We start from the raw sequence: 10,311 nt of genomic DNA on the forward strand, positions 1-10,311 counted from the left end.
AGCTCAGCTAAGGTAAGGCTAATACAGATAAGGACTCCACTGAACCCCACCGATTAAATCGCACCTTCCTTAAATAACCTCGTTATTATTTATCTTTACCCTCCGATTGATAACCATTTTCCACGCTAAGATATACATGTTGTTAACATGGTCTTCACTATGTTGTTGCGATGGCTACAAAATTAACAATTCAGGATTAAATTGATTTAAATCAATATTTAAAAGCTTGGAAAAAACCATAAAAATCGATAAATTGTCGCCGATCAAATTGGTTGAAAACCGGTAAATTAGGTATAAATTGATCGCTGTCGAAAAACGTAAAACAAACCCAATAAAAACCTTTTTATTGTAAGGGTTTTGCGGAGTACTATATTCGAGAGATCAATTTGGTTTTTTTATTAACGTAGTTGTAACTTTTTTGAATCAGCATCAACGTTATTGGCGATGATGATTTAAAAGTGCAACAACTTTGTATTGGGGCATGCGCGTAAACCTTCACTGACGGGGTTTACTCTCGGAGTCTTCATGCGATGAGCAAGGAGTCAAGATGTTAGATATTGTCGAACTGTCACGCTTACAGTTTGCCTTGACCGCGATGTACCACTTCCTTTTTGTGCCACTGACGCTCGGTATGGCGTTCCTGCTGGCCATCATGGAAACGGTCTACGTCCTTTCCGGCAAACAGATTTATAAAGATATGACCAAGTTCTGGGGCAAGTTGTTTGGTATCAACTTTGCACTGGGCGTGGCAACCGGTTTGACCATGGAGTTCCAGTTCGGGACTAACTGGTCTTACTATTCTCACTATGTTGGGGATATCTTCGGTGCGCCACTGGCCATTGAAGGTTTGATGGCCTTCTTCCTCGAGTCTACTTTTGTAGGTCTGTTTTTCTTCGGTTGGGATCGTCTGGGCAAAGTACAGCATATGGCAGTGACCTGGCTGGTCGCTCTTGGCTCTAACTTGTCTGCGCTGTGGATCCTGGTGGCTAACGGCTGGATGCAAAACCCGGTTGCCGCTGACTTCAACTATGAAACCATGCGTATGGAAATGGTGAGTTTCGCCGAACTGGTACTCAACCCGGTTGCTCAGGTGAAATTCGTCCACACCGTGGCATCAGGCTACACCTGCGGCGCGATTTTTGTGCTCGGTATCAGCTCTTACTATCTGCTGCGCGGTCGTGATGTGGCCTTCGCCAAACGCTCCTTTGCTATTGCAGCGAGCTTCGGTATGGCAGCCATCCTGTCTGTTATCGTGCTGGGTGATGAATCCGGTTACGAAATGGGTGATGTGCAGAAAACCAAACTGGCGGCAATTGAAGCTGAATGGGAAACCCAGCCAGCACCGGCGGCGTTTACCCTGTTTGGTATTCCTGACCAGGATGCGCAGGAAAACCGCTTCGCCATTCAAATCCCTTACGCGCTGGGCATTATTGCCACCCGTTCCGTCGACAAGCAGGTCACTGGCCTGAAAGACCTGATGGTGCAGCATGAAGAGCGTATCCGTAACGGGATGAAAGCCTATCATCTGCTGGAGCAGTTGCGTTCAGGTTCGAAAGACCCGTCAGTACGCGATGCCTTCAACAATGTGAAGAAAGACCTTGGTTATGGCCTGCTGCTTAAGCGCTATACGCCGAACGTCTCTGATGCAACAGAAGAACAAATTCAACTGGCCACTCAGGACTCCATCCCACGCGTTGCGCCATTGTACTTCGCGTTCCGTCTGATGGTGGCCAGCGGCATCGTGATGCTGTTCATTATTGCCGTGTCGTTCTGGACCGTTTGCCGTAACCGTATCGGTGAGAAAAAATGGCTGCTGCGTGCGGCGTTGTACGGCATTCCGTTGCCGTGGATCGCTATCGAAGCGGGCTGGTTTGTTGCCGAGTATGGCCGTCAGCCATGGGCTGTTGGGGAAACACTGCCGACCGCGGTGGCAAACTCCTCGCTGACCGCCGGTGACCTGATCTTCTCGATGGTGCTGATTTGTGGCCTGTATACCCTGTTCCTGGTGGCTGAAATGTTCCTGATGTTCAAATTCGCACGCCTGGGCCCAAGCAGCCTGAAAACCGGCCGCTATCATTATGAGCAGTCATCCGTGACCTCACAGCCGGCACGCTAAGACAGGAGTCGTCAAATGATCGATTATGAAGTATTGCGTTTTATCTGGTGGCTGCTGGTTGGCATTCTGCTGATCGGGTTTGCCGTGACGGATGGCTTCGACATGGGGGTGGGCATGCTGTCCCGCTTCCTGGGTCGCAGCGACACCGAGCGCCGGATTATGATTAACTCCATCGCCCCGCACTGGGACGGTAACCAGGTGTGGCTGATCACCGCCGGTGGCGCACTGTTCGCTGCCTGGCCGATGGTCTATGCAGCCGCGTTTTCCGGCTTCTATGTGGCGATGATCCTCGTGCTGGCCTCTTTGTTCTTCCGTCCGGTCGGGTTTGATTACCGCTCCAAGATTGAAGACAGCCGCTGGCGCAACATGTGGGACTGGGGCATTTTCATCGGTAGTTTCGTGCCGCCGTTGGTGATCGGCGTGGCCTTCGGTAACCTGCTGCAGGGTGTGCCATTCAATGTTGATGAATATCTGCGTCTGACCTACACCGGTAACTTCTTCCAGTTGCTGAACCCGTTTGGCCTGCTGGCCGGTATTGTGAGCGTCGGGATGATCGTTACCCAGGGCGCGACCTACCTGCAAATGCGTACCGTGGGCGAGCTGCATCTTCGTTCCCGTGCGACCGCCCAGGTTGCGGCGCTGGTAACGCTGGTCTGCTTCGCCCTGGCAGGCGTCTGGGTGATGTACGGTATTGACGGTTACGTGGTGACCTCCGCACTGGATCATCATGCCGCCTCCAATCCGCTGAACAAAGAAGTAGTGCGCGAGGCGGGTGCCTGGTTTGCTAACTTTAACAACGCACCTATTCTGTGGCTGGTTCCGGCACTGGGCGTGGTGTTACCGCTGCTGACAGTTCTGATGTCGCGTTTAGAGAAAGGCGCCTGGGCGTTTGTCTTCTCCTCACTGACGCTGGCGTGCATCATCCTGACTGCCGGTATTGCGATGTTCCCGTTTGTGATGCCGTCCAGCATTATGATGAATGCCAGTCTGACCATGTGGGATGCCACATCCAGCCAGATGACGCTGAATCTGATGACCTACGTGGCGTTGGTGTTTGTGCCGATCATTCTTATCTACACCGCCTGGTGTTACTGGAAAATGTTCGGACGCATCACCAGAGAGCAGATTGAAAACAATACCCACTCGCTGTACTAAGTAAGGAGCTGATTATGTGGTATTTCGCATGGATTTTAGGAACGCTTCTTGCCTGTGCATTTGGGATTATTACTGCCCTGGCGCTTGAGCACGTGGAAGCAACGAAAGCCGGAAAAGAAGAACACTAATGAACGAGATTATCGCAAAGCTCTATGCGGTAATGGATAAGCGCCCGTTAAGGGCGCTATCCCTGGTGATGGCATTAGGGCTGGCGGGGTGCATTTTCTGGGACCCGGCAAGGTTTGCGGCCAAAACCAGCGAGCTTGAGATCTGGCATGGCTTCCTGCTGATGTGGGCCGTCTGTACCGGCGTCATTTTTGGCGTCGGTTTCCGCCAGCGCTCCGTCGTCTGGCAAGGTCTGTTTTGCCCGCTTATCGCGATGCTTGTTCTGGTGTGTGGCCTGATTTTCTTCTTCTTTTGAATAAGAAATCTCCGTTTATGATATGGGCTTGCAAAAGCCCATATATTTTTACTCTCCGCTTACATCAACCCATTCCCAACCCTCTTCCCCGCGCGTATAGTAGCGAAGTTTAAAAGCTCTAACTTTTTTTGCATTACCGGGATGTAAAGTGAATACAACGCTGTTTCGATGGCCGGTTCGGGTCTACTACGAAGACACTGACGCCGGTGGGGTGGTTTACCACGCCAGCTATGTTGCTTTTTATGAACGAGCACGCACAGAGATGCTGCGCCACCATCACTTTAGCCAGAAGGTTTTGTTGGCCGAACGTGTCGCGTTTGTGGTTCGCAAATTAACGCTGGAGTATTTTGCACCCGCCAGACTCGACGATATGCTCGAAGTCCAAACGGAAATTACATCAATGCGTGGTACCTCCCTGGTGTTCACGCAGCGGATCGTCAATGCAGAGAACAAGGTGCTCAATGAAGCCGACGTTCTGATTGTCTGTGTTGATCCACTCTTAATGAAGCCTCGTGCGCTTCCCAAGTCTATTGTCGCGGAGTTTAAGCAGTGACTGACATGAACATCCTTGATTTGTTCCTGAAGGCAAGCCTTCTGGTCAAACTTATCATGTTGATTTTAATTGGTTTTTCAATCGCTTCCTGGGCTATCATCATCCAGCGAACGCGCATTCTCAACGCAGCTGCGCGTGAAGCGGAAGCTTTTGAAGACAAGTTCTGGTCCGGTATTGAACTCTCCCGTTTGTATCAGGAAAGTCAGGGACGCCGCGATAATTTGACTGGCTCGGAACAAATGTTCTACAGCGGGTTCAAAGAATTTGCCCGTCTGCATCGTGCCAACAGCCATGCGCCGGAAGCGATTGTTGAAGGGGCGGCAAGGGCCATGCGCATCTCCATGAATCGCGAACTTGAAAATCTGGAAACGCATATTCCTTTCCTTGGCACCGTGGGTTCCATCAGTCCGTATATCGGTCTGTTCGGTACTGTCTGGGGGATTATGCATGCCTTTATCGCACTGGGTGCGGTGAAGCAGGCGACCTTGCAGATGGTGGCGCCAGGTATTGCTGAAGCGTTAATCGCCACCGCAATTGGCCTGTTTGCAGCTATTCCTGCGGTCATGGCTTATAACCGCCTGAACCAGCGCGTGAACAAACTGGAAATGAACTACGACAACTTTATGGAAGAGTTCACGGCTATTCTGCACCGTCAGGCGTTTACCAGCACCGAGAGCAACAAGGGGTAAACCATGGCCAGAAAGCGTGGACGTGGCGGCCGTGAGCTGAAGTCCGAAATCAACATTGTCCCTCTGCTGGATGTGCTGCTGGTGTTGCTGCTGATCTTTATGGCAACGGCACCCATCATTACCCAGAGTGTGGAAGTTGATCTGCCAGACGCGACAGATTCTAAAAGTGTCAGCACCAACGACGATCCTCCGGTCATTATCGAGGTCTCCGGTGTCGGACAGTACAGCGTGGTTGTGGAAAAAGATCGTATGGATCAATTACCACCTGAGCAAGTGATTTCAGAGGCGCAGCGTCGCCTGCAATCCAATCCGAAAACCGTTTTCTTGATCGGCGGCGCGAAAGAGGTGCCTTACGATGAAATCATTAAAGCGCTAAACCTGTTACACAGCGCGGGTGTGAAGTCGGTTGGCTTGATGACGCAGCCTATTTGATCCCCGACATAACAGGCGGGCAGTTTTTGGGAACCGAGAGTGTCAAAGGCAACCGAACAAAACGACAAACTTAAACGCGCGATCATCATCTCAGCCGTGCTGCACGTAGTGCTTGTAGGACTGCTGATTTGGAGTTCGTTCGATGAAAATACTGACGCTTCTGCCGGTGGTGGAGGCGGTTCATCTATTGATGCGGTCATGGTGGATCCCGGTGCCGTAGTGCAAAACTACAACCGCCAGCAGCAGCAACAGTCGAGTGCCAAACGGGCTGAAGAACAGCGCGAGAAGCAGGCTCAGCAGCAGGCGGAAGAGTTGCGGGAAAAACAGGCTGCGGAGCAGGAACGTTTAAAACAGCTTGAGCAGGAGCGGTTGCAGTCGCAGGAAGCGGCGCGCCAGCAGGCTGAAGAGCAGAAAAAAGCAGAAGAAGCGGCGAAGAAAGCGCAGGATGCGCAGAAGCAGGCTGAAGAAGCTGCCGCTAAAGCCGCTGCCGATGCGAAAGCGAAAGCGGATGCGCAGGTAAAAGCTGCCGCCGATGCTGCGAAGAAAGCGGCGGCGGATGCAGCGAAGAAAGCAGAAGCTGATGCCGCCAAAGCTGCAGCAGACGCGCAGAAAAAAGCCGAAGCAGAAGCCGCAAAAGCCGCAGCCGACGCCCAGAAAAAGGCAGAAGCTGAAGCTGCGAAGAAAGCGCAGCAGGATGCTGAGAAAAAAGCCGCTGCCGATGCCGCTAAGAAAGCTGCCGCGGCCGAGAAAGCCGCAGCTGCTGAAAAGGCTGCTGCGGATAAAGCCGCTGCCGCTGAGAAGGCCGCTGCCGACAAGGCTGCCGCAGATAAAAAAGCCGCCGCCGCCGAAAAAGCTGCTGCTGATAAGAAGGCTGCTGCTGATAAAGCCGCTGCTGCGAAAAAAGCTGCCGCCGAGAAAGCCGCTGCCGCTGAAAGCGTTGATGGCCTTTTTGGTGACCTGAGTTCCGGTAAGAATGCGCCGAAAACGGGCGGTGGGGCAAAAGGCAACAGCGCGGCTGCTGCGGGTGCGGGTAATAATAGTCGTAGCGGCAGTGGTGCCAGCAACGCAGACATCAGTAAGTATGCTGACCAGATAAAAATGGCTATCCAGAGCAAACTTTATAATGCTGAAATGTTTGCGGGAAAAACTTGTGATCTTCACATCTCGTTAAGATCGGATGGTTCACTGAGTAATATTGAATCGAAAGGTGGCGATCCTGAGCTTTGTGAGGCTGCTCTTAGAGCGGCGCGGACGGCAAATATGCCAACTCCGCCGAGTAAAGATGTGTATGAACGGGTCAAAGATGCCACTTTGCTGTTTAAGCTTTAAGTTGTCATGAATGCCTGGTCCGGATATCCGGGTCAGGTTGTATAATTATCGTTGTTTTGAGTTTGTTAACAATCTGCTAAATTATCGCGGGTTTTCCGCCCGGATAAGGGAGATATGATGAAGCAGGCATTACGTGTAGCGTTTGGTTTTTTAATGCTGTGGGCAGCGGTGCTGCACGCAGAAGTACGTATCGAGATTACCCAGGGGGTTGACTCGGCACGCCCAATCGGTGTTGTTCCCTTCCAGTGGGCAGGGCCTGGTGCTGCTCCTGAGGATATCAGCGACGTCGTTTCTTTCGATTTGCGCATGAGTGGCAAATTCAACCCGTTGGATCGTTCACGTCTGCCTCAGACCCCGGCAACCGCGCAGGAAGTACAGCCTGCTGCATGGTCCGCATTGGGTATTGATGCCGTGGTCGTCGGTCAGGTTACGCCTAACCCGGACGGCAGCTTCAACGTGGCTTACCAGCTTGTTGATACCGGCGGCGCGCCAGGCACTGTGCTTGCACAGAACTCCTATAAAGTGACCAAACAGTGGTTGCGTTATGCGGCACATACCGCCAGTGATGAAGTGTTCCTCAAACTGACCGGTATTAAAGGCGCATTCCGTACCCGTATCGCGTATGTGGTACAGGCCAGTGGCGGTCAGTTCCCTTACGAACTGCGCGTGTCCGACTACGATGGTCATAACACCTCCGTTATTCACCGTTCATCCCAGCCGCTGATGTCTCCGGCCTGGTCTCCGGACGGTTCTCAACTGGCTTACGTGACATTTGAAAGCGGTCGTTCAGCGCTGGTTATCCAGAATCTGGCGTCAACTGCGACACGTCAGGTTGCTTCTTTCCCGCGTCACAACGGTGCGCCTGCGTTCTCACCTGACGGCAGCAAGATTGCCTTTGCGCTGTCTAAAACTGGTAGCCTGAATATTTATGTGATGGATCTGGCCTCCGGGCAAATCCGTCAGGTAACCGATGGCCGTAGCAACAACACCGAACCAACCTGGTTCCCGGATAGCCAGAACCTGGCCTTTACTTCCGACCAGGCAGGGCGTCCGCAGGTTTATAAAGTGAATGTAAATGGCGGAGCAGCACAACGTATCACCTGGCAGGGTTCTCAAAACCAGGATGCTGACGTTAGTGCTGATGGTAAATTTATGGTAATGGTGAGCTCCGAAGGCGGTCAGCAACACATTGCCAAACAAGATCTGGCAGCGGGTGGCGTGCAAGTTTTATCGTCAACGTTCCTGGATGAATCGCCGAGTCTGGCACCTAACGGCACGATGGTAATCTACAGCTCTTCTCAGGGGATGGGATCCGTGCTGAACCTGGTTTCTACAGATGGGCGTTTCAAAGCGCGTATTCCGGCGTCTGATGGACAGGTAAAATCACCTGCCTGGTCGCCGTACCTGTAAATAATAAATAATTGATTACTAAAGGATCAAAGAAATGCAACTGAACAAAGTGCTGAAAGGGCTGACTATCGCTCTGTCCGTAATGGCAATCGCCGCATGTTCTTCTAAAAAGAACGTGAGCAACGACCAGAGCGGCGAAGGCATGATGGGTGCCGGTACTGGTATGAACGGCAATGGCAACATGTCTTCTGAAGAGCAAGCACGTTTGCAGATGCAGCAGCTGCAACAGAACAATATCGTTTACTTCGATCTGGACAAGTTCGATATCCGTTCTGACTTCGCTGCAATGCTGGACGCGCACGCTAACTTCCTGCGTAGCAACCCGTCTTACAAAGTGACCGTAGAAGGCCATGCGGATGAACGTGGTACTCCGGAATACAACATCTCCCTGGGCGAACGTCGTGCTAACGCCGTTAAAATGTACCTGCAGGGTAAAGGTGTTACCGCTGACCAGATCTCCATCGTTTCTTACGGTAAAGAAAAACCTGCAGTACTGGGTCATGACGAAGCGGCTTACGCTAAAAACCGTCGTGCCGTACTGGTTTACTAAGAGAATTGCATGAGCAGTAACTTCAGACATCACCTGTTGAGTCTGTCGTTACTGGTTGGCATAGCGGCCCCCTGGGCCGCTTTTGCTCAGGCGCCAATCAGTAGTGTCGGCTCAGGCTCGGTAGAAGACCGGGTCACTCAACTCGAGCGTATTTCTAACGCTCACAGTCAACTTTTAACCCAACTCCAGCAGCAACTCTCTGATAACCAATCCGATATTGACACCCTGCGTGGTCAGATTCAGGAAAGTCAGTATCAGCTGAGCCAGATCAATGAGCGCCAGAAGCAGATTCTGACGCAGATTGACAGCCTGGGTAGCGGGGCAGGAGCGGCAGCAGGGCAGAGCCAGCAGGCTTCTGGCGATCAGAGTAGCGTAGCGGCACCAGATGCCTCTGCAACGACGTCAGCGCCGGTACAAAGCGGCGACGCCAATACGGATTACAATGCAGCGATTGCCATGGTGCAGGATAAGTCCCGCCAGGATGAAGCCATCACTGCATTCCAGAACTTTGTCAAAAAATATCCTGATTCAACTTACATCCCTAATGCCAACTACTGGCTGGGTCAGTTGAATTACAACAAGGGTAAAAAAGACGATGCGGCCTATTATTTTGCCTCGGTGGTAAAAAACTATCCTAAGTCGCCAAAAGCGCCTGATGCGATGTTTAAGGTTGGCGTCATCATGCAGGACAAAGGTGACGGCGCGAAAGCGAAGGCGGTTTATCAGCAGGTGGTTGCAAAATACCCTGGTACTGATGGCGCAAAACAGGCACAAAAACGCCTCGCTTCGATGTAGCGAATAGCGCTTGACCAGAAATCGCGTTATTTCTGGTCTTGTCGCGTGAATCGTAAGCAGTTGGGTGATCTTCCTCAAAATTTTTGTTGCGCTGAATTCTTAAATCAGTAATATATGCCGCCGTTGCCAAGGGATATCACACAAACCAAAAGCAGCGCAAAAGTGGGTCGTTAGCTCAGTTGGTAGAGCAGTTGACTTTTAATCAATTGGTCGCAGGTTCGAATCCTGCACGACCCACCAATACTAAAGTAGTCAGTGGTAGTAAAGCGTGAAGGATAACGTTGCGTCAGCGACGGCCCGTAGGGCGAGACGAAGTCGAGTCATCCTGCACGACCCACCACTTAAAGCAGTAAGTAAGCAGTATCCAGCGTAGTATCGGGTGATTAGCTCAGCTGGGAGAGCACCTCCCTTACAAGGAGGGGGTCGGCGGTTCGATCCCGTCATCACCCACCACTCGGGTCGTTAGCTCAGTTGGTAGAGCAGTTGACTTTTAATCAATTGGTCGCAGGTTCGAATCCTGCACGACCCACCAATTTAACATCACACTCAGATGTTAATCGTGAAGGATAACGTTGCGTCAGCAGCGGCCCGCAGGGCGAGACGAAGTCGAGTCATCCTGCACGACCCACCACTTAATGTGGTTCCGAGTAAAAATCTTTCAGGTGACACCCGTATGGGTCGTTAGCTCAGTTGGTAGAGCAGTTGACTTTTAATCAATTGGTCGCAGGTTCGAATCCTGCACGACCCACCACTCTGAATGATTAAAGTAGTAAATCCCGCAAGGGGTCGTTAGCTCAGTTGGTAGAGCAGTTGACTTTTAATCAATTGGTCGCAGGTTCGAATCCTGCACGACCCACCACT

At 51.7% G+C, this 10,311-nt stretch carries 11 protein-coding genes and 5 tRNA genes; all 16 read left to right on the forward strand.

What is annotated here, in order from left to right:
• Nucleotides 1-547: 547 nt before the first annotated feature.
• Complete coding sequence (gene cydA, locus ACSZO4_RS17145; protein WP_437890227.1) at nucleotides 548-2,116, forward strand: cytochrome ubiquinol oxidase subunit I; 1,569 nt, start codon at nucleotides 548-550, stop codon at nucleotides 2,114-2,116.
• A 15-nt stretch (nucleotides 2,117-2,131) separates the two neighbouring features.
• Complete coding sequence (gene cydB, locus ACSZO4_RS17150) at nucleotides 2,132-3,271, forward strand: cytochrome d ubiquinol oxidase subunit II (protein ID WP_437890228.1); 1,140 nt, start codon at nucleotides 2,132-2,134, stop codon at nucleotides 3,269-3,271.
• 14 nt (nucleotides 3,272-3,285) lie between these two features.
• Entirely contained in the window at nucleotides 3,286-3,399 is a 114-nt protein-coding gene (gene cydX, locus ACSZO4_RS17155; protein WP_049292487.1) for a cytochrome bd-I oxidase subunit CydX, read from the forward strand.
• Entirely contained in the window at nucleotides 3,399-3,692 is a 294-nt protein-coding gene (ybgE, locus tag ACSZO4_RS17160) for a cyd operon protein YbgE (protein ID WP_437890231.1), read from the forward strand. Before cydX ends, ybgE begins: the two co-directional genes overlap by 1 nt.
• Before the next feature lie 148 nt (nucleotides 3,693-3,840).
• On the forward strand, nucleotides 3,841-4,245 hold the full coding sequence (gene ybgC / locus ACSZO4_RS17165; protein ID WP_437890233.1) for a tol-pal system-associated acyl-CoA thioesterase: 405 nt from the start codon (nucleotides 3,841-3,843) through the stop codon (nucleotides 4,243-4,245).
• Entirely contained in the window at nucleotides 4,242-4,934 is a 693-nt protein-coding gene (tolQ, locus tag ACSZO4_RS17170) for a Tol-Pal system protein TolQ (RefSeq protein ID WP_437890234.1), read from the forward strand. Before ybgC ends, tolQ begins: the two co-directional genes overlap by 4 nt.
• 3 nt (nucleotides 4,935-4,937) lie before the next feature.
• Nucleotides 4,938-5,366, forward strand: a complete 429-nt coding sequence (gene tolR / locus ACSZO4_RS17175) for a colicin uptake protein TolR (RefSeq protein WP_437890236.1) — start codon at nucleotides 4,938-4,940, stop codon at nucleotides 5,364-5,366.
• A gap of 39 nt (nucleotides 5,367-5,405) precedes the next feature.
• Nucleotides 5,406-6,695, forward strand: coding sequence for a cell envelope integrity protein TolA (gene tolA, locus ACSZO4_RS17180; RefSeq protein ID WP_437890237.1), 1,290 nt, complete (start codon nucleotides 5,406-5,408; stop codon nucleotides 6,693-6,695).
• A 117-nt stretch (nucleotides 6,696-6,812) separates the two neighbouring features.
• Entirely contained in the window at nucleotides 6,813-8,105 is a 1,293-nt protein-coding gene (tolB, locus tag ACSZO4_RS17185; RefSeq protein ID WP_437890250.1) for a Tol-Pal system beta propeller repeat protein TolB, read from the forward strand.
• A 34-nt stretch (nucleotides 8,106-8,139) separates the two neighbouring features.
• The gene (pal, locus tag ACSZO4_RS17190) at nucleotides 8,140-8,655 is read left to right on the forward strand and encodes a peptidoglycan-associated lipoprotein Pal (RefSeq protein WP_437890238.1); all 516 of its coding nucleotides are present in this window, start codon (nucleotides 8,140-8,142) and stop codon (nucleotides 8,653-8,655) included.
• Between the two features lie 9 nt (nucleotides 8,656-8,664).
• Complete coding sequence (gene cpoB, locus ACSZO4_RS17195; RefSeq protein WP_437890240.1) at nucleotides 8,665-9,450, forward strand: cell division protein CpoB; 786 nt, start codon at nucleotides 8,665-8,667, stop codon at nucleotides 9,448-9,450.
• 164 nt (nucleotides 9,451-9,614) lie between these two features.
• Nucleotides 9,615-9,690 (forward strand) — tRNA-Lys (locus ACSZO4_RS17200).
• Between the two features lie 137 nt (nucleotides 9,691-9,827).
• Nucleotides 9,828-9,903 (forward strand) — tRNA-Val (locus ACSZO4_RS17205).
• A gap of 3 nt (nucleotides 9,904-9,906) precedes the next feature.
• Nucleotides 9,907-9,982 (forward strand) — tRNA-Lys (locus ACSZO4_RS17210).
• A gap of 143 nt (nucleotides 9,983-10,125) precedes the next feature.
• Nucleotides 10,126-10,201 (forward strand) — tRNA-Lys (locus ACSZO4_RS17215).
• A gap of 32 nt (nucleotides 10,202-10,233) precedes the next feature.
• A tRNA-Lys gene (locus ACSZO4_RS17220) sits at nucleotides 10,234-10,309 on the forward strand.
• Nucleotides 10,310-10,311 lie beyond the last annotated feature (2 nt).

It is taken from the genome of Phytobacter sp. V91 (assembly GCF_965644225.1).
Lineage (GTDB): Bacteria > Pseudomonadota > Gammaproteobacteria > Enterobacterales > Enterobacteriaceae > CBFFRJ01.

Bases quoted from the DNA above. Each gene is read 5' to 3' on its own strand.
- tolR (WP_437890236.1), top strand. From the start codon at position 4,938: ATGGCCAGAAAGCGTGGACGTGGCGGCCGTGAGCTGAAGTCCGAAATC.
- ybgE (WP_437890231.1), top strand. From the start codon at position 3,399: ATGAACGAGATTATCGCAAAGCTCTATGCGGTAATGGATAAGCGCCCG.
- pal (WP_437890238.1), top strand. From the start codon at position 8,140: ATGCAACTGAACAAAGTGCTGAAAGGGCTGACTATCGCTCTGTCCGTA.
- tolB (WP_437890250.1), top strand. From the start codon at position 6,813: ATGAAGCAGGCATTACGTGTAGCGTTTGGTTTTTTAATGCTGTGGGCA.
- cpoB (WP_437890240.1), top strand. From the start codon at position 8,665: ATGAGCAGTAACTTCAGACATCACCTGTTGAGTCTGTCGTTACTGGTT.
- cydX (WP_049292487.1), top strand. From the start codon at position 3,286: ATGTGGTATTTCGCATGGATTTTAGGAACGCTTCTTGCCTGTGCATTT.
- cydB (WP_437890228.1), top strand. From the start codon at position 2,132: ATGATCGATTATGAAGTATTGCGTTTTATCTGGTGGCTGCTGGTTGGC.
- cydA (WP_437890227.1), top strand. From the start codon at position 548: ATGTTAGATATTGTCGAACTGTCACGCTTACAGTTTGCCTTGACCGCG.